Genomic DNA, 17,789 nt, shown 5'->3' on the forward strand with positions numbered 1-17,789 from the left:
GACGTGCTGGCGGCATCCGGACGCGGTGACCAGTACGACTCCGAGGCGCTGGCCGCGAAGTACGGCATGGACCTCGGCTGGGCCGGTCGTCGGATCAGTGACGCGTTCGCGTTCGAGCACACCAGGAAGAACGCCGCCGCGCTGATCCAGCGGTACGTCCGCGACGGTCGGCCGATCGGACCGGAGTCGGTGCAACGATCGGCCGCCGAGCTCGGCGTCCGGCCGGACACCGTGAACGACCTGATCGCCGACGTCGCGCAGCACGACGTGATCGTCGCGACTCGGACCACCGTGCCGTACTCGGCGGCGCAGCCGGCCGAGCGATACGCGCGGACCGAGGACTGGGCCGCGCTGCAGATCACCGCCGCCTTGATCCGCGAGACGCTGGCGCATCCCCGCGTGGTGCACCACAAGTTCGGGTTGAGCCGCACGGCCCAGCGGCAAGCGGTGCGGGAAGCGGTGCGCACCTTCGCACTGCGCACTCCTTTCGACGACCTGCACCGCCGAAGGCTCATCAACGCCGGGGACTCCGGCGGCACCGCGGACTACGAGCGCGAGCTCGATACCGATGATTCCGACAGCGATGACTCCGACGACCTCGTGCGCGGAATCCGCGTGACGGATCTGAGCCGTCGCTTCGGGGTGGCCGTTGACAGCGTCGAGCAGCAGCTCAGCTCGGCGGCGCGCCACCTCGCCCGCGCGGCGGCGGACGGGCAGGTGCCCTATTCGGCGACCGAACTGGGTGAGAGGTTCGGCAAGGATTCCAGGTGGGGTTTCGACCGGATCGGTGCCGCGATGCGCGCCGATGCGGGCGATGACCGGGTCGACACCGCCGCTTCGGCCCAGCGGTACGGAATCAGCGTCGCGGCGGTCGAGCACCAACTCGTCGCGGACGGTCTCGCCGACGTTCGCGCGGCGGGCGACCGGATCGTGTACGGGTACGACGGCCCCGGGGCCGCCGGGTGGGAGCAACAGCTGCGCGAACTCGGTCTTCCTCGCACCCTCGAAGAATTGACCGGACCCCTCGGCCTCGGCCGGGAAGAAGGACTGTTCTGGATCGGTGCCGCACTGCTCGCCGGTCAACAGCCGCTGCGCTCGACCGAGACCGTCGCCCAGCAGTACGGGATCGGCGAGGCGGAGGCCGAGCACCTGGTGCAGACGCTGACGACCGTCGAAGCGCTGGCGATGATGGTGAGGTCCGCGGGAAGAGCGGAAGTCGTGCAGCGCCTGTCCGCCAGAACCGGCAGGACGGAGAAATGGGTCGACGACCGGAGGGAGGAGGCCGCCCTCTACTACCTGCGAGGCGCTGGTGAGCGGTCGAGCAGTGGGGACACGTTCACCGCCGCTTCGCTGCTCAGGCTGGCCACGACCTTCGAGGTGGACAGCGGCCGGCTGCGCGACCGGGTCAACAGCGCCGCGGAGGCCGAGCTCGCGCCGGACCCGGCCGGTCCGGCGCCGTACAGCGCTGAGGAACTCGCCGAGCGCTACCACATGGTCGTCCGGTGGGGCGAAGACCGGATCTCGCGTGCCGCGCGCGATGATGCTCGCGCAGCGGTGCGGGACGGCGCGGCCCCGCACGCCGTCGAGGCGCTCGCTCGGCGGCGCGGCATCGGCCGCGACGTGGCGGAGCGGGCCATCGCCGCCGCGGTGCTCGACGACGCGCAGGCGGCCGGCCGGTCGCACGCCATCGCCGAGTTCGCTCAGGGCTACGGCCTCGACACGGGAGCTCTGGACCGGCACCGCGATGCCCTCGCCCGGCTCGACGTGCGCGAGGCGGCGGATCGCGTGCAGCCGATCGGCGATGGGGTGCTGGCCGAGAAGTACGGCAGGAGCCGGTCTTGGGCGCTGGAGCAGATCGACGCCGCCGCGGGTGAGTTCCTGGCTGACGCCGCGTTGGCCGTTCAAACGACCCACAACGACCTGGCGGCGATGTTCGGATAGGACGGGGAGTGGGTCCGGCGCACCCGCCGCACCGCCGCACGATCCCATGTGCGGGCGTCGGTGGATCGTGGCCAGTGGTGCGCTGCTGACGAGTTGCGAGCTCGGTACCGGATCAGCAGGGCCGACGCCGACGAGGACCTCATGGCCGTCGTCCTCGACCACGCGCTGACGAGGGCGCGCAGCGGTTCCCCGGACACCGTCGACCAGGTGTCCCGGCGGTACGGCTTTTCCTCCGATGCGGCGAGTTTCGTCGTCGAACGGCTCGCGCACGAGTACGTGGACCGCGTCGACGGTCGTCCCGGGTACGCCAAGGTGGCCGGGGAACTCGGGCTGAGCGAGGCGCACGTTCGCAACGAGGCGCTGCAGTACGCGCGCGAGGCACGGGAGAACTTCGAGCCTTGCACTCCCGGCGAGCTCGCCGACCGGTACGGCCTCAGCCGGAACGAGGCCGAGAGCGTGCTCGACTACGCCGAGAACGTCGCGGACGATTCCGATTTCGACATGGAGTGGGAGTAGGCGGCGGTGGTGGACCGCGGGCCTTCGAGACCGGTGAGCGGGGCCGCCCGTGGGGGGTTCCCCGCTGCGCCCGCCGCCGTCCGAGACCGCTCGCGCCCCCCAGGTCCACGATGACGAGGACTTCCCGGGCCGCGAAGGTGCGCACGAATGACCGAGGTGATGATGAGCGACGATCTTGCCCGTCGGGGCGCCGAGTGGCTGGAGCGCACGTACGGCGGGCTGGTCACCCTCACCGGTGACGAGCCGCTGCGGGACGGGGCGCGGACCGCGCTGTTCGCCTGCGATTACGCGGCCGGTTCCAGCGAGCCGTTGCTGGCCGCCACCATCGCCGTGCCCAAGGACGGCGGGGAGCCCTTCCCGGTGGCCAACGCCGATCCGCTGGACGAGGAGATCAACGGCTCCGCCGCCGCAGGGGCGTGGCGCTGGCGGAGCAACGCGCGGGGCTGCCTGATCGCCACCGACGCGGCGGTGGACCGCTTTCCCGCCTCGGCGCTGCCGTGGGAACCGATGGACGAAGCACCGGGCTGGTGGGGCCGGATGCTGGCCGCGCACTTCCCGGGCGCCGAGCTGAGCACCTGCTCGACCTGGCAGGACGCCACCTCAGTGATCCTGGAGGGCGGACCGGGCACCCGGGGCGTGATGTGGCTGCGCAGGCAGCTCGGCGGGGTCGAGATCACCGGGCACCTGCTGTACGCGTTCCACGACGAGGACCAGGTGATCGTCCTCGACGGCCAGCGCGGAACGCTGGCCGGCCTGGACGACGACGAGGTCGTGCAGATCGAGGTGGCCCGCTTCCACCGCCCCCTGCCCGGGGCCGTCGAAGTCCTCGCGCTGCCGTGGGAGGGCGTCGCCCCCGACCTGGAATCCGCGATCGGCAAGGCGGAGAGCTGGCTGGACCACGCCTACGGCGACGACGCGGTGCTGGTCGAGCCGGACGCCGCGGACGAGACCGAGCGGGGCTGGCTGTTCGCCTGCACCACGCCGCGGTTCCTGGAGTCGGGTGACTGGCGGGACCAGATGCTCGACGCCGCGCTGGTGGTGCCGAAGGAGCAGGGCGCCGTTCCGTTCGGATTGCCCAACAACGACCCGTGGGCCTACCTGTCCCAGTGGGACGAGGGCGACGAGGACCTGCCCGAACCGCCGCTGCCCGCCAACGCGGCGTGGTACGAGCCCACGGTGCGCGAGCTCGGTGAGCCGCTGAGCACTTCCGAGCACCAGCGCTGGGGCGACGTGCTCTCCGAGCTGTCGGAGGCGCCGGAGGGCGCCAGGGCGCTGGTGTGGGTGCGCCGCAAGGACGCCCGCGAGCGCGAAACGGTGGGCAACCTGCTGGTCGCGACGCAGCGGGACGGCGGGGTGCGACTGGTGGACTCGATGGCCGAGGAGGGCCTGCCCGCCTTCGACCAGGCGCCGCTGGGACTGCACGTCGTGCGCTTCCAGTAGCGGGTGCGCACCGGATACGAGGAGGCCGAAGTGGACGAGCAGGCCGGGACCGACGACGAGGCCAGGACCGACGACCAGGTCTGGGAGGATGCGCTGGCCGACGCCGCCGAGCGCGCCGAGTTCGGGGAGGGCGACCGCTGGCACTTCCTGCTCGACCCCGCTTGGGAGGACAAGGACGAGCCGCCGCCCGCCGCGGCCGTCGTCGGTGGCTGGTTCGTCGAGGGCGGCGGCGACACGGCCCTGTTCCGGGCCAATCCGCACTACGAACCGTCCCGGCCGGGCCTGCCGACCGACCCGGTCGATGCCGCCCTGCAACTGGCGGTCGAGGACCGCGCCGACGGCGCCGAGGTGCTGGAACGGCTGTCGCAGGTGGTGCTGGGCCTGGCGGTCGACGCGGAGGGCAGGACGGTGGTGACCGAGTCCCCGGACGACGCGCTCTCCGTCTTGGTGGCCACGTCCCCGGTGCACCGGCGCCGCGTACCGGACGCGCGGTGGGTGGAGGTGACGGTCGACGAACTGGCCGGCGGACTGCCGGCGGCGGGACTCGACGTGCTGCTGAATCCGGGAGCTCCGGCGTCGATGCGGATCGAGGCAGCGGCGCTCGGGGACGCGTTCGCGTCCGCGGCCGGACCCCCTGGTGCGCAGGAGCAGCCCGTGCGCGCCGACTGATGCCGGTGCGGCGTCACGGATCTCGGGGTGCACGGGCGCACCGCTACGGCGTGGGCGGGGCAGCGAAATCTCCACTCGTTCCACGGCGAAAGCGCTGCCGGAACGGCCGGTCCGACCTCGACGACCTGCCGGGGAACGTCGATGGCGCGGCGCGTGCGGACGCTCAGCTGGTGGTGGTGACGTCGAGCTCGCCGCCGAGGTCCGTGGACCACTCGTGCCACGGCCCGCTCGAGGGGCTGTCCTGACGGGTGCGCGTCAGGCTCCCGTCCCTGCCGATCCCGTACACGACCATCTTCCCGGCGGAGTCCTTCACCGCGGCGGTCAGCTCGGCGAGATCACCTTCGTGGGGCTGCCAGGGGTACCACCTGAAGCGTTGCGACTCGGACTGCCAGCTTTCGTGGACGGCTCCGTTCGCGTCGCGGGCGAACAGCACCAGAATCCCCGTGGCGCCCGTGGCGACCATCGGCCGACCGGCGAACGCGCCGGGTTCGCTGCGCCACTGCCGCCAGGTCCGCCAACCGCTCCAGACGTTGGTCGCGGTGTCGCGTTCGCTGCTCTGCACGATCTCGCCGTCGGGGCCTTGGGCGAACAAGTGCAACTTGCCGAACTCATCGAGGATCACCGACGGCGAGGTGGCCGCTATGCCGGGCACCTGCTGCGCCGGGTTCCACTCGTCCGCACCGAGGGCGGCCTGCGCGTGCGTCCGCACCACTCCGTCGCCGCCCAGCGCGAAGAGCTTCAACGTGTGCTGGGAGTCGACGTGCACGACCGGATCGTCTTGGATCGGGGGCCCGGGGATTTCCCGCAGTCCGGTCCAACCGCCCTCGTCGGCCCGGCTCTGGTGGGTCTCCCAGAGCCCTCCCGCGGTGGAACGGGCGAACACGTGCAGCCTGCCCGTGGCGTCCTGCGCCGCCGCGGGCGTGCCGATCAGCTGCGCGCCGCCGAGGTCCTGCCACGTGCCCGGCGCCGAGGCGTCCGCTTCCACCTGCGGGTTGTACGACAACGAGCCGTCGGCGCCGATCACGAACGCCGCCATCCGCTTGTCCGAGTCGGGCACGGTCACCGGGTTCCCGGCGGCGCTCCCGCCGAGGTCGGTCCACCCGGCCATCTCGTCCTGCGCGGGCGCGATCTGGTGGGTGCGCACCACGGTGCCCTGCTTGCTCCTGGCGAGGTGGGTCAGTCGCCACTTGCCGTCCAAGACCGCCCGCGCCGCGGGGTCCCTCGCGTAGTCGGGCCGGAACCCGTCGGACGGCCCGTCCTCGAGCGGTGCGACCGGCGAGCCGGGGAAGCTCTCGTCATCCAGGGTCACCGCGTTCGGCACGAACCAGCCGACGAGCAGGATCGGCGTCGCGAGCAGCGCGGCTCCGAGGAGGCAGACCGCCGCCAAGCGCTTCCGATCACCGCTGCGGGCGCGAATCCTGGGCAGGGGAACGGTCGGAGCGTCGTCGGCCCCGGTCCACCGGGTCGTTTCTGAGGAATCGCGTCCGTCCGGTGAGCGTCCGGACTGATCGTTGACCGAGAACAGCGGCACTGGAGACCTCCACGACACGCCATTGGGCCATTCAGGTTCGAATTTACCACTGTTCGAAACCGGACATTACGCACGGTTGATGCTTTCCGGAACGGGCCGCCACGTGAGCAGGCAATACGTTGCCCCTTTGGAGGTACTCACCGGTGCGTCCAGGTTTCGCAGGGTAGGTGCCGCCTCGTGATCCACCTCGGACGCGGTCCGTGCTGGTGGTGTCCCGCGATCGGGCGTGCGGCCGGGAGCGGGCCCGACCCGTGGCGGCGTTGGAAGAATGCCGCAACGGCATGGTTGCTCGCGCCTCCGACGAGGAATGCGAACGTCCATTGTGGACGTCGTTCGGCCGCGGACGTGGGCGAACCGGATCGCGGACGTGGCCGGGTCGCGATCGCCCGGCACCGTGGCGCGCTCGGCCGGCCGAATTCGCCGGTGCCGTTGTTCGCGATTCGCGAAGAATGCGCGACGAGTGGTCGAGGAGCCCATTCGACGCTGTTCACCGCGCGGCAATTCAGGAAGATTTCAACCGTCGTGCAAGGTATCCGTGGAATGTGCGGTGACCGGGAGATCCGGCGGAACGCTTCCTCTCGCGTGCTTCTCGGTACCGCCTAGCCGAACGGCTCAGCCCGCGTGCAGCGGCAACCGGACCTCGAAGCGGCATCCGCCCGGAACGTTGCGCACCGACACGTTGCCCCCGTGGGCCCGCACGACCCCCTGCGCGATGGACAGCCCGAGCCCGCCGCCCCGCTCGGCGCCGGGTGCGCGTTGCCCGCCCCGCCAGCCCACGTCGAACACCGAGCTCAGGTTCTCCGGCGGGATTCCGCCGCACTCGTCGGAGATCCAGACCATCGCCCAGCCGTGCTCGACCAGCACGTCGATCGACACCGTCGTGTTCGCAGGCCCGTACTGCATCGCGTTCATCAGCAGGTTGTTGAACACCCGGGTCATCGTCCGGTCGTCCACCGCGGCGGTGACCGGCTCGACGCGGTTCGGCCGCAGCCGGATCGAGCGCTGGTCGGCCAGCACGTCGAGACCGGCCACCACGTCGCTCAGCAAGTCGTCGAGCGCCACCTCCCGCAGCGTCAGGCGCAAGGTTCCGGCCTGGAGCTGGGAGAGCTCGAAGAGGTCGTCGACCATGCCGGTCAGCCGATCGGCATCCCCGCGGATCTTGCGGTAGTAGCCCGGCACGTCGTCGGCGACGCCGTCCTCCAAGGACTCGGTCATCGCCCGCAAGCGGGCCAGCGGGCTGCGCAGGTCGTGCGAGATCCACGCGACCAGCTGCCGCCGGGACGCCTCCACGGCCTGCTCGCGGTTGCGGGACTCCGCGAGCTTGGCGCTGGTCACGCGCAATTCCCGGGCCAGCTCGGCCAGTTCCGCGGTCGGCGGGTCGTCGGCCAGCTGGAACCGCTGGTTCTGGCCGAACGCGCGCGCGGCGTCGGTCAGCTGCCGGCTGCCCCGCACGACCGAGCGGCCGAGCAGCAGTCCGATCCCGATGGAGACCAACCCGGACACGAGGTTCGCCGCCAGGTTCGTCGATGCGGGCAGCTGATCCGTCTGCCCCACCAGCACGATGGTGAACGTGCTCGCGTTCAGCGCGCACACGGTGATCACGACGACGGCGACCAGGGACACCTCGACGGAGTGCCGCCGGAGCACGCGCAGCACCGCTGCGCCGATCAGGCCGATCCCGACGGATTCGCAGATCGCGATCAGCGCGATCACCAGCGGATTCACCGGGGTGCTCCGGGTCCGCCGGGTGGGTCGAACCGGTACCCGACGCCCCACACGGTCACCAGCGCGGTGGGACGCGCGGGATCGTCCTCGATCTTGGACCGCAACCGCCGCACGTGCACGGTGACCGTGGAGGCGTCGCCGAAGTCGTAGGACCACACCTCGCGCAGCAGTTCGTCCCGGCGGAACACCCGTCCGGGGTTGTCCAGCAGGAAGACCAGGAGCTCGAACTCCTTGTTCGTCATCGTCAGCTTCTGCCCGCCCTTGCTGACCACGCGCGCGGCCCGATCCACCTCCAGGTCGCCCACCCGCACCACCTCGTTGGCCGGGGCGAGCGGCGTCGTGGTGGTCCGGCGCAGCACGGCCTGCACCCGCATCACCAGCTCGCGCGGGCTGAACGGCTTGGTCAGGTAGTCGTCGGCGCCGGCTCCCAGCCCGCGCAGCCGGTCGTTCTCGGCGCCCAGCGAGGTGAGCATGATCACCGGAACCTGGCTGCGGGTGCGCAGCTGCTGCAAGACCTCGATGCCGTTCAAGCCGGGCAACATCACGTCGAGGATCACGAGGTCGGGTGCCATCTGGTGGGCCAGTTGCAGGCCGACCGCACCGTCCGAGACGACCACCGGGCTGTATCCCGCCCGTTGCAGGTAGTCGGAGATCACCTGGGCCACCGCGTGATCGTCCTCCACGACCAGCACGCGCAGCTGCCCAGCGCGTGAGCCGCCGTCCGTCGTCTGGCCCGGCTGCGTCATCTACCAACCTGTTCTCGATCTTGAACTCGCCGCGCGGTTCGTCGTCGCATCAAGGCGTGCACGACACGGCGATCGAGCCACTGCATTGCGCAGATCTTCCCCCCATGGTGTTCCCCCGCGCTGACCGGGTGGCGGCTGCGGAGGTCGCCGCCGGGACGATCGGGCCTGGTGGTGCCGGTGTGGTGCGACGTCGGGCGGGACTCGGCAATCCTCGCCCTGACGAGCCCTTCACCAGGAACGAGGGCGGCGCGAGACCTTCCTGCGAGCCCCTCGGGCGCGGGCTTGGCGCTGGTCGGTGACCGAGGCTTTCTCGGTCAGGTAACAGCAACGGGTAGCTGGTTCTGCCCCGGCCTCGCCCACCGTCCGGTGACGGCCGGACCGGTGCACCGAGTCCGCCCCGAGCGGCGTGCGAGGGCGCCGAAACGTGGTCTGCTCGCCTGACCGGGGTGGGTGACGTGGTGTCATGTCCGCCGGTGACCTCGCGCCACTGCACGCGCGGTGACCGGCGGGATGCAATGGGCGCATGACATTCGAGCCGACTCGCGTCGATCAATCCGCGCACGTCTCGTTCTGGCGGCGGCCGTTCCGGCTCGTCCGCGAGAACGTGCGCGCCTATCTCCTCATCAACGCGGCCGCTTACGGCCTGTTCGCCGTCGGGTTCGTGCTCGGGCTCGCCTTCCCGGAGCTCCAGGTCGCGCGGTCGGCGTCGCTGGAGGAGGACGGCACCGGTGAGCTGGTGCGCTGGCTGGTGAACACTCCGCCGCTGTTCGCGCTCACGATCCTCGGGGTCAACCTGTTCCGGCTGAGCCTGCTGACCATCGTGGTGCCGTCCCTCGTCGTGCCCTTCGCCGGGCTCGCGTTCTTCGGCTACTGGGCGGTCGAAACCGGCATCACGATCGTTCCGGTCTCCGCGCAGGGGTGGGTGGCGCTCATCCCGCACTCGCTGACCGTCGTCATCGAGCTCCAGGCCTACATCCTGTTCCTGCTCGGCGCGTACCTGCTGGGCAGGCACTGGCTGTTCCCCCGCGCCGTGGGCGCGACGAACCGGCGCCAGGGCTATGTCCGGGGCCTGCGGCGGATCGGCTTGCTGGCGTTGCCCGCGCTGGTGCTGCTCGTCGTCGGCGCGGTGTGGGAGGCGTACTCGCTGCGGTACCTCGTGCACCCGCTCGGCCAGTTGCTGCTGTGATCCGTTCCCGGACGCTCACCGGTTAACCTCGACCGCATGGGTGATCAGTGCTTGTTCTGCGGGATCGTGACCGGTGACGTGCCGAGCGTGCAGGTGGCGGAGGACGCGACGACGTTCGCGTTCATGGACATCAACCCGGCCTCCGACGGCCACCTGCTGGTCGTTCCGAAGCGGCACAGCAAGGACCTGTTCGAGATCTCGGCCGAGGACCTGGCCGCCGTCACGCTGGCCGCGCAGCGCGTCGCGAAGGCGGCGGTCCGGGAGCTCGGTGCCGACGGGGTGAACCTGCTCAACTGCTGCGGGGCCGACGCCTGGCAGTCGGTGTTCCACTTCCACCTGCACGTGATCCCCCGGTACACCGACAAGTCCAAGGACCGGCTGACGCTGCCCTGGTCGCCCGTGCCGGGCGATGTGAACACGATCGCCGAGCTGGGCGGCCGACTCGGCAAAGCCCTGGGGTGACCTGGAAATCGCTCGGAGCGACCGCTCCCGGGCCGGTGGGAGCGGACAGGGGCGACCGTTCAGGTCTGTCCGATGTGGATGGACTCGGGCGCGGCACCCTCCAAGGGGCTTTCCGGCTCGGCTCCCGTCCGGACTGACCGGGGGTTTCTGTCCTGGTCGGTCAAGAACGCGTACCATCGCGGTGTGCCACGGCCGCGGGAGTTCGACGAGGATCGCGTCGTCGAGGCGATTCGCCAGGAGTTCTGGGACAAGGGCTACGCGGCGACGTCGGTCGACGACCTCATGCGCGTCAGCGGGCTGGGCAAGGGCAGCTTGTACGGAGCCTTCGGCGACAAGCGCGCCTTGTTCCTGCGGGTGCTGCGCGAGTACAACGACGCCAACGTGCGGACGCTCCAGGAGCGGTCGGCGTCCGCGTCGCGGGGCGTCGACTTCGTGCGCGAGTTCGTGCGCGGTCCGAGCTGCGACTCCACCGGGACGTCCGCCCAGCGCGGATGCCTGCTGGCCAACAGCACGGCCGAACTGGCGATGAGCATGCCGGACGTCGCGGCCGAAGCCCGGCGCAGCTACGACGCGACCGCCGCAGTGCTGGCGGAGGCGATCGAGCGGGCCCAGCGCGAAGGCGATGTGGATCCCGGCGCGGACGCCGGGCCGGTCGCCTACGCGGTCCTCGCCGCCCAGCTCGGCGTGGTCGCGCTCGGGCGGACCGGTATGGGCGTCGACGTGCTCGCCTCCGTGGCCGAGTCCGCCCTGGGGCGGTTGCTGCCCGCGTAGCGGGCGGGTTGCTCCGGCGAATTCCGGCTCTGCGCCTGGAGAATCTCCGCCGTGAGTCGCCGCTCGCGCGCCTCGCTGGGCCGAGCGTCGGTGACCGGCGTGGACGGCCGGTGCTTCGAGCCCGGTGCTCCGGCCCGATCTTCGGGGATCGAAGGCGTGGGCCGTCGCGCGAGGGTGAACCTCGCGCGACGGCCCGGCCCGGGCGTCAGACCTGCGCGACACCGCCGTCGGCGGCGAGCTCGGAGCCGTTGACGTAGCTCGACGCATCGGAGGCCAGGAAGACGGCTGCCGCGGCGATCTCCGCCGGTTCGCCGTGCCGGCCCAGCGGGATGATCCCCTTCGCCTGGTCGCGGGTGTCCGCGTCGACGAGGTCGAGCAGGCCCGGCGTGGGGACCATGCCCGGCGCGAGCACGTTGACCCGGAAGCCGTACCGGCGCGAGCTGTGGGCCCAGCCGCGGGCCAGGTTGCGCACCGCGGCCTTCGTCGCGCCGTAGACCTCGAGGCCGCTCTGCGGGCGGGTCGCGGCGGACGAGCCGGTCAGGATGATCGACGCGCCAGGCCGCAGCAGCGGCAACGCCTTCTGGACGGTGAAGATCGTTCCCTTGACGTTGGTGGCGAACAGGGCGTCGACCTGTTCCTCGGTGACCTCGCCGAACGCGGCCTCGATGCCGATGCCGGCGTTGGCGACCACGACGTCCACGTGTCCGGCCTGCTCGCGAACGGTCTCGTAGAGCGCGTCGAGGTCGGCGGGCACGGCCGAGTCGCAGACCACGGCGGTCACCTTCTCGCCGAGCTCGGCGATCGCCGCGTCGAGCGCTTCCTTGCGGCGGCCGGTGATGAACACCCGCGCGCCTTCGTCGCGGTACGCCCGCGCGATCGCGAGCCCGATGCCGCTGCTGCCGCCGGTGACCACGGCGACCTTGTCCGTCAGGACGGCCACGCCGCCCACCTCCCTCAGTTATGGACCGTTACGTCCACAACTCTGCCCGAACTGGACCGATCGGTCAACAAAGGTGACGGGAGTCGTGCTGACATGCGATTCGTCGAGGTGGCACTTCGGGGCGGGGCTGGTGAAAAATTTTGGCGGAAGGATTGTTAACAATTGTGTTCGTCGTTTAGGTTACCGAGCAGGCCGGCGAGGGACGCCGCGCCGGGAGGACTTGGAGGGGTGCCATGCCCGTCGACGTCGACGGTGTCGCCGCGCGGTCGCGCCGCCGGGGTGCGCAGACCGCGGTCCCGTGCCTGTTCATGCGGGGCGGCACCTCGCGGGGGCCGTTCTTCGACGAGCGAGCGCTGCCCGCCGACGTCGCGACCCGCGATGCGGTGCTGCTCGCCGCGCTCGGATCTCCCGACGAGCGGCAGATCGACGGGGTCGGGGGAGCGCACCCGCTGACGAGCAAGATCGGGATCGTGCGGCCGGGCACCGGCTCCGGGGTCGACGTGGAATGGACGTTCGGGCAGGTCCAGCCGGACGGGGACACCGTGGACGTGACGGCGAACTGCGGGAACATGCTCGCCGCCGTGCTGCCGTTCGCCGTCGAGACCGGCATGGTGGCCCCGGCCGGTGATCGCACCACCGCCCGCGTGCTGACCCGCAACACCGGCATGGTCGCCGAGATCACGATCCGCACGCCCGCCGGTCCGGACGGGACGAGGCACGTCGAGTACGCGGGTGACGCGCGCATCGACGGCGTCCCCGGCAGCGCCGCGCCGATCGAGATCGGGTTCCTCGACACCGCCGGTTCGGTGGCGGGTTCCCTGCTGCCGACGGGGAACGCCCGCGACACCGTCGAGGTCCCCGGCGTCGGCCCGGTGGACGTGACGCTGATCGACAACGGGCAGCCGCTGGTGATCGTCGCGGCCGAGCGGCTCAGCGCCACCGGCTACGAGGAACCCGCCGAGATCGACGGCGACGACGCGCTCAAGGCGAAGGTGGAGGCCCTGCGCCTGGTCTGCGGGCACGCCATGGGGCTCGGTGACGTCGCGGCGAAGAACTACCCGAAGATGACGCTGGTGGCGCCGCCGCGGCACGGCGGCAGCGTGTCCACCCGGAGCCTCATCCCGCGGGTCGCGCACCGGTCCATCGGAGTGCTGGCGGCGGTCACGGCCGCGACGGCCTGCGTGCTGGAGGGCAGCGTCGCCCACGACGTCGCGAGCGGCGCGACAGGGACCGAACCGGTCGTGTCGGTGGAGCACCCGTCCGGCGAGTTCAGCGTCACCCTCGTGCTCGATCCCGCCGATCCGCAGCGGGTCGTGCGCTCGGCGCTGCTGCGCACCGCGCGCCTGCTGATGTCCGGCGACGTGCTCGTCCCGTCGTCCGTCTGGAACCCCGCCGCGAAGGAGCGCTCCGCGTGATCATCGACGTCCACGGCCACTACACCACCGCCCCGGAGCCGCTCGGCCGCTGGCGGGACGCGCAGGTCGCCGGGCTGACCGATCCGTCGCGGCGGCCCGATCCGGCCGGGCCGGTCATCAGCGACGACGAGATCCGCGAGTCGGTGCAGGCCCACCAGCTGCGGCAGATGGACGAGCGCGGCATCGACGTCACCGTGTTCTCGCCGCGAGCGTCGTTCATGGCCCACCACATCGGGGACTTCGCGATCTCGTCGGCTTGGGCGCGGATCTGCAACGACCTCTGCCACCGGGTCGCGGAGCTCTACCCGGAGCGGTTCGCGTTCGGGGCGATGCTCCCGCAGTCGCCGGGAGCGGATCCGGCCACCACCGTTGCCGAGCTGGAACGGGTGGTGCGGGAGCTGGGCGCGGTCGCGGTGAACATCAACCCCGACCCCTCCGGCGGGCACTGGACCTCGCCGCCGTTGACCGACCGGCACTGGTACCCGGTGTGGGAGAAGCTCGTCGAGCTCGACGTCCCCGCCATGGTGCACGTCTCCACCAGCTGCAATCCGGCCTTCCACACCACGGGTGCGCACTACCTCAACGCCGACACGACGGCGTTCATGCAGCTGCTGCAGGGCGACCTGTTCGCCGACTTCCCCGGGCTGCGGCTGGTGATTCCGCACGGGGGCGGCGGGGTTCCCTACCACTGGGGCCGTTTCCGCGGCCTGGCGCAGGCGCTGGGCAAGCCGGAGCCGGAGGAATCGTTGCTGGGCAACGTCTTCTTCGACACCTGCGTCTACCACCAGCCGGGCATCGACCTGCTGCTCGACGTGATCCCGCACGAGTCCGTGCTGTTCGCCTCGGAGATGGTCGGCGCGGTGCGCGGCATCGATCCGCGCACCGGGCACCACTTCGACGACACCCGCCGGTACGTCGAGAACGCCGGGCTCACCGCCGAATCCCTCGCGGCCGTCGAGGAGCGCAACGCGCGACGCGTCTACCCGCGCCTGGACGCGCGGCTGACCGCTCAGGGCCGCTGAACCACCACCCCGTTCGGAGAGGAGTCCGCACCGTGCGCGAACTCGGAGTCGTCCACCAGCAGATCGAGCGTGCCGATCGGGCCGCCGTCGAAGCCCTGTCGCGGTTCGGCGTGGCCACCGTGCACGAGGCCCTGGGCAGGGTCGGCTTGATGCGGCCCTACATCCGGCCCGTCTACGAAGGCGCGAAGGTCTGCGGCACGGCCGTCACCGTGCTGCTGCAGCCGGGGGACAACTGGATGCTGCACGTCGCCGCCGAGCAGGTCCAGGACGGCGACGTCGTCGTGGCCGGGTGCACGACGGAATCCGAGGACGGCTTCTTCGGCGAACTGCTCGCCACCTCGTTGCGCGCTCGTGGCGCGCGAGGGCTCGTCATCGACGGCGGCTGCCGCGACGTCGACGAGCTGCGCGCGATGGACTTCCCGGTGTTCTCCCGCGCCATCAACGCGAAGGGCACCGTCAAGGCCACGCTGGGTTCGGTCAACGTGCCCGTCGCGGTCGCCAACGCGCTGGTCGAGCCGGGCGATGTCATCGTCGCCGACACCGACGGCGTCGTCGTGGTGCCCGCGGCCAGAGCAGACGACGTGGCGGAGGCCGCCGAGCGGCGCGAGGCGGGGGAGGCGGGCAAGCGCGCGCGGTTCCAGGACGGCGAGCTCGGCCTGGACCTCTACGGCATGCGCCCGAAGCTCGACGCCCTGGGGCTGACCTACCTCGACTGACGGCTGCTCGCCGCACGCATGCCGACCGGCAGGAGGAAGACCCGATGAGCCCCACGCCCCCCGTGACCCCCGGATGGTTGCCCTGGCACCCGGATCCGAGCCGTCCCGCGTTCGTCCCGCCCGCGGGATCCGTGGACGCCCACTGCCACGTCTTCGGTCCCGCCGCCCGCTTCCCGTTCGCCCCGGAACGCAAGTACACGCCCGTGGACGGCGGCAAGGAGCAGTTGTTCGCGCTCCGCGACCACTTGGGCCTGTCCCGCAACGTCATCGTGCAGGCGACCTGCCACGGCAAGGACAACAGCGCCCTGGTGGACGCGTTGCGGGCGGCGGGCGGCCGGGCCCGCGGCGTGGCCACCGTGGACGCCGACGTGACGCCCGGAGAACTGGAGCGCCTGCACGCCGCGGGGGTGCGCGGCGTGCGGTTCAACTTCGTCAAGCGGCTGGTCGACGCGGCGCCGACGCGGGCGTTGCGGACCATCGCCGAGAAGATCGCGCCGCTGGGCTGGCACGTCGTCCTCTACTTCGAGGCCGAGGACCTGCCCGCGCACGAGGAGTTCTTCCTGTCGCTGCCCGTGCCGATCGTGGTGGACCACCTGGGACGCCCCGACGTCTCGAAGGACCCCGAGGGCCCGGAGTTCACCGGATTCCTCGACTTCGCCGCCCGCAGCGGCGCGTGGGTCAAGGTCTCCTGCCCCGAACGCCTGTCGCGGACGGGCCCGCCCGCCCTCGACGGCGAGCGCCACGCCTACGCCGACGTCGTCCCGTTCGCGCGCCGGGTCGTGGCGGCGTTCCCCGACCGGGTCCTGTGGGGCACCGACTGGCCGCACCCGAACCTGACCGGCCACATGCCCGACGACGGGCTGCTCCTGGACCACGTCCCCCGGATCGCGGTCACCGCCGAGCAGCGGCAGGCGCTGCTCGTGGACAACCCGATGCGCCTGTACTGGCCGGACGAAACGGCCTGAGCCGCACCACAGCGACAGCCGGGCAACGACGCCCCGCGAGGAGACCGCAATGCAGCACTCCGCCCATCCGGCCGACCGGGCCACCAACGCGGCCAACCGGCTCGACCGGTTGCCGATCTCCAGGTTCCACAAGACCACGATGGTCGCGCTGGCGTTCGCGTACTTCTTCGAGTTCGCCGACATCAACACCTTCGCCATCACCGCGCCCAAGGTGCGCGAGCTGTGGGGCTCCGACGTCAGCCACATCGCCTACGTGACGTCGCTGTCGTTCGTTGGCATGTTCATCGGCTCCGTCGTGGCCGGTGGGATGGCCGACCGGCTCGGCCGGAAGCGGACCTTGACGCTGACCACGACGTGGTTCTCCGTGTGGTCGTTGGCGACGGTCTTCGCCTGGGACATGCCGTCGATGGGGGTGTTCCGCATCCTCACCAGCGCCGGGCTGTCGGCGATGACCGTGGTCGCGGTCGTCTACATCAACGAGTTCTACCCGCGCGCCAAGCGCGGCAAGTTCCAGGCGTACGTGATCATGATCGGCATCTGCGGCACGCCCGTCACGAACCTCATCGCCTCGTTCGTGGTGCCGATGGGGGAGCAGACCTGGCGCCTGGTCTACCTGTGGGGCGCCATGGGCGTGTTCTTCCTGCTGTTCCTGCGCAAGCTCGTCGAATCCCCGCAGTGGCTGGAAACCCGGGGCCGCCACGACGAGGCGGACGTGATCCTGCGGGACCTCGAAGGCAGGGCCGCGGCCGAGCACGGTGAACTGCCCGTCGCCGAGGCGCCGATCGCCACGACCGCGACGAAGCCCGGTCTCGGCATGCTCAAGGACCGGAAGTTCCTGCTGCCGACGCTCCTGCTGTCGGTGCTGTGGATCACCCAGACCATCGGCTTCTTCGGCTTCTCCTCCTGGGCGCCCACGCTGCTGGCCGCCGAGGGCGTCAGCGTGGAGGACTCCATCTTCTTCGTCGCGCTGACCACCGTCGGAGCGCCGCTGGGCTCGTTCTTGGCGGCGCAGGTCACCGACCGCTTCGAGCGCAAGTGGTGCCTGGTGGTGTTCGGCCTGGTCATCGCGGTGTCCGGGCTGCTCTACGGGCTGACCTTCGTGCCCGCGCTGGTCGTGGTCTTCGGCTTCACGGTCAACCTGTTCGAACGCGGCTACACCTCGCTGGCCTACGCCTACTCGCCGGAGCTCTACGACACCCGGGGCCGCTCGCTGGGCACCTCGATCTCCTACGGCGTCGGCCGCCTGTCCAACGCCATCGGGCCGCTGATCATCGCCGGCCTCTACAGCGGCCACGGGTACCGGACCGTCTTCTACTTCATCGCCGGGACCTGGGTCGTGGGTGCGCTCGCGCTGGCGCTGTTCGGCCCGGCGACCCGCAAGATCCGGATGCGGGCCGAGGCGGAACGCGAACCCGCCGCCCCCGAATCCGCCTGACTTTGATCTCGGCTTGAGCAGCTGGTCGCTCAGCGGAACCTCAGCGGCCTTCTCGCTGCGGGATCGATTTCTCATGTAGCGGCCCTACTCGGCGAAATCGCTGTCCTCGCGAGAAGGCCGCTGAGAACCCGCCGGTGGTCGGCCTGCTCTGGCTGGTCGCTGCTCAGCGGCTTCGCCGCTGACAGGACAACGACCACGAACGCCGCTCAGCTGGAAGGGCAAGATCAAAGACAGCCGGATCGGAGCACGTCATGACCGCCTCAGCCCGGGCCGTTAGGATTGGTGCACAAAATTGTTGCCAATAATCGG

16 protein-coding genes are annotated in these 17,789 nt (G+C 71.1%); 12 read left to right on the top strand and 4 right to left on the bottom strand.

Annotation, left to right across the window (positions count from 1 at the left end; translation table 11 throughout):
- Positions 1-3: 3 nt before the first annotated feature.
- The 4 genes from BJ969_RS05555 (at position 4) to BJ969_RS05570 (ending at position 4,566) form a co-directional block, all read left to right on the top strand.
- Entirely contained in the window at positions 4-1,941 is a 1,938-nt protein-coding gene (locus BJ969_RS05555; protein ID WP_184477785.1) for a hypothetical protein, read from the top strand.
- Between the two features lie 93 nt (positions 1,942-2,034).
- Positions 2,035-2,457, top strand: a complete 423-nt coding sequence (locus BJ969_RS05560; protein ID WP_184477786.1) for a hypothetical protein — start codon at positions 2,035-2,037, stop codon at positions 2,455-2,457.
- A gap of 147 nt (positions 2,458-2,604) precedes the next feature.
- Positions 2,605-3,897, top strand: coding sequence for a YrhB domain-containing protein (locus tag BJ969_RS05565; protein ID WP_246456687.1), 1,293 nt, complete (start codon positions 2,605-2,607; stop codon positions 3,895-3,897).
- A gap of 3 nt (positions 3,898-3,900) precedes the next feature.
- Positions 3,901-4,566, top strand: coding sequence for a type VII secretion system-associated protein (locus BJ969_RS05570; RefSeq protein WP_184477787.1), 666 nt, complete (start codon positions 3,901-3,903; stop codon positions 4,564-4,566).
- Positions 4,567-4,729: 163 nt separating this feature from the next.
- Here BJ969_RS05570 and BJ969_RS05575 read toward each other — a convergent pair whose 3' ends face one another.
- The 3 genes from BJ969_RS05575 to BJ969_RS05585 all read right to left on the bottom strand — a co-directional run bounded on the left by BJ969_RS05575 (position 4,730) and on the right by BJ969_RS05585 (position 8,568).
- A complete protein-coding gene (locus BJ969_RS05575; protein ID WP_184477788.1) occupies positions 4,730-5,953 on the bottom strand; it encodes a PLL family lectin in 1,224 nt (407 codons plus the stop codon).
- Positions 5,954-6,709: 756 nt separating this feature from the next.
- Positions 6,710-7,822 (bottom strand): ATP-binding protein, encoded by a 1,113-nt coding sequence (locus BJ969_RS05580; RefSeq protein ID WP_184477789.1) that lies wholly within the window; start codon positions 7,820-7,822, stop codon positions 6,710-6,712.
- Positions 7,819-8,568 carry a response regulator transcription factor gene (locus tag BJ969_RS05585; RefSeq protein ID WP_184477790.1) on the bottom strand — a complete coding sequence of 250 codons (750 nt, stop codon included), beginning with the start codon at positions 8,566-8,568 and terminating at the stop codon, positions 7,819-7,821. The genes BJ969_RS05580 and BJ969_RS05585 overlap by 4 nt, the downstream gene beginning before the upstream one ends.
- A 523-nt stretch (positions 8,569-9,091) precedes the next feature.
- On the opposite strand from BJ969_RS05585, the gene BJ969_RS05590 reads away from it, so the two are divergent.
- From BJ969_RS05590 to BJ969_RS05600, 3 genes are all read left to right on the top strand, one after another.
- Positions 9,092-9,754: a stage II sporulation protein M gene (locus BJ969_RS05590; protein WP_184477791.1), complete on the top strand. Its 663-nt coding sequence runs from the start codon at positions 9,092-9,094 to the stop codon at positions 9,752-9,754.
- Positions 9,755-9,790: 36 nt separating this feature from the next.
- Positions 9,791-10,216: an HIT family protein gene (locus BJ969_RS05595; RefSeq protein ID WP_184477792.1), complete on the top strand. Its 426-nt coding sequence runs from the start codon at positions 9,791-9,793 to the stop codon at positions 10,214-10,216.
- A 183-nt stretch (positions 10,217-10,399) separates the two neighbouring features.
- The gene (locus BJ969_RS05600) at positions 10,400-10,987 is read left to right on the top strand and encodes a TetR/AcrR family transcriptional regulator (RefSeq protein ID WP_343071241.1); all 588 of its coding nucleotides are present in this window, start codon (positions 10,400-10,402) and stop codon (positions 10,985-10,987) included.
- Positions 10,988-11,192: 205 nt separating this feature from the next.
- Here the strand turns inward: BJ969_RS05600 and BJ969_RS05605 are convergent, their stop codons facing one another.
- A complete protein-coding gene (locus tag BJ969_RS05605) occupies positions 11,193-11,927 on the bottom strand; it encodes an SDR family oxidoreductase (RefSeq protein ID WP_184477793.1) in 735 nt (244 codons plus the stop codon).
- A gap of 233 nt (positions 11,928-12,160) precedes the next feature.
- Between BJ969_RS05605 and BJ969_RS05610 the strand changes: the two genes are divergently transcribed.
- Genes BJ969_RS05610 through BJ969_RS05630 form a run of 5 tightly spaced genes read left to right on the top strand, consistent with a single transcriptional unit; the run spans position 12,161 to position 17,480 of the window.
- On the top strand, positions 12,161-13,342 hold the full coding sequence (locus BJ969_RS05610; protein ID WP_184477794.1) for a 4-oxalomesaconate tautomerase: 1,182 nt from the start codon (positions 12,161-12,163) through the stop codon (positions 13,340-13,342).
- On the top strand, positions 13,339-14,364 hold the full coding sequence (locus BJ969_RS05615) for an amidohydrolase family protein (RefSeq protein ID WP_184477795.1): 1,026 nt from the start codon (positions 13,339-13,341) through the stop codon (positions 14,362-14,364). The genes BJ969_RS05610 and BJ969_RS05615 overlap by 4 nt, the downstream gene beginning before the upstream one ends.
- Before the next feature lie 32 nt (positions 14,365-14,396).
- Positions 14,397-15,080: a 4-carboxy-4-hydroxy-2-oxoadipate aldolase/oxaloacetate decarboxylase gene (gene ligK / locus BJ969_RS05620; RefSeq protein WP_184477796.1), complete on the top strand. Its 684-nt coding sequence runs from the start codon at positions 14,397-14,399 to the stop codon at positions 15,078-15,080.
- A gap of 44 nt (positions 15,081-15,124) precedes the next feature.
- Complete coding sequence (locus tag BJ969_RS05625) at positions 15,125-16,045, top strand: amidohydrolase family protein (protein WP_184477797.1); 921 nt, start codon at positions 15,125-15,127, stop codon at positions 16,043-16,045.
- A 49-nt stretch (positions 16,046-16,094) separates the two neighbouring features.
- Positions 16,095-17,480 carry an MFS transporter gene (locus BJ969_RS05630; RefSeq protein WP_184477798.1) on the top strand — a complete coding sequence of 462 codons (1,386 nt, stop codon included), beginning with the start codon at positions 16,095-16,097 and terminating at the stop codon, positions 17,478-17,480.
- Positions 17,481-17,789 lie beyond the last annotated feature (309 nt).

The sequence above is a fragment of the Saccharopolyspora gloriosae genome, from assembly GCF_014203325.1.
In the GTDB taxonomy this organism is placed as follows: domain Bacteria; phylum Actinomycetota; class Actinomycetes; order Mycobacteriales; family Pseudonocardiaceae; genus Saccharopolyspora_C; species Saccharopolyspora_C gloriosae.

Bases quoted from the DNA above. Each gene is read 5' to 3' on its own strand.
- BJ969_RS05585 (WP_184477790.1), bottom strand. From the start codon at position 8,568: ATGACGCAGCCGGGCCAGACGACGGACGGCGGCTCACGCGCTGGGCAG.
- BJ969_RS05595 (WP_184477792.1), top strand. From the start codon at position 9,791: ATGGGTGATCAGTGCTTGTTCTGCGGGATCGTGACCGGTGACGTGCCG.
- BJ969_RS05610 (WP_184477794.1), top strand. From the start codon at position 12,161: ATGCCCGTCGACGTCGACGGTGTCGCCGCGCGGTCGCGCCGCCGGGGT.
- BJ969_RS05565 (WP_246456687.1), top strand. From the start codon at position 2,605: ATGACCGAGGTGATGATGAGCGACGATCTTGCCCGTCGGGGCGCCGAG.
- BJ969_RS05625 (WP_184477797.1), top strand. From the start codon at position 15,125: ATGAGCCCCACGCCCCCCGTGACCCCCGGATGGTTGCCCTGGCACCCG.
- BJ969_RS05630 (WP_184477798.1), top strand. From the start codon at position 16,095: ATGCAGCACTCCGCCCATCCGGCCGACCGGGCCACCAACGCGGCCAAC.
- BJ969_RS05590 (WP_184477791.1), top strand. From the start codon at position 9,092: ATGACATTCGAGCCGACTCGCGTCGATCAATCCGCGCACGTCTCGTTC.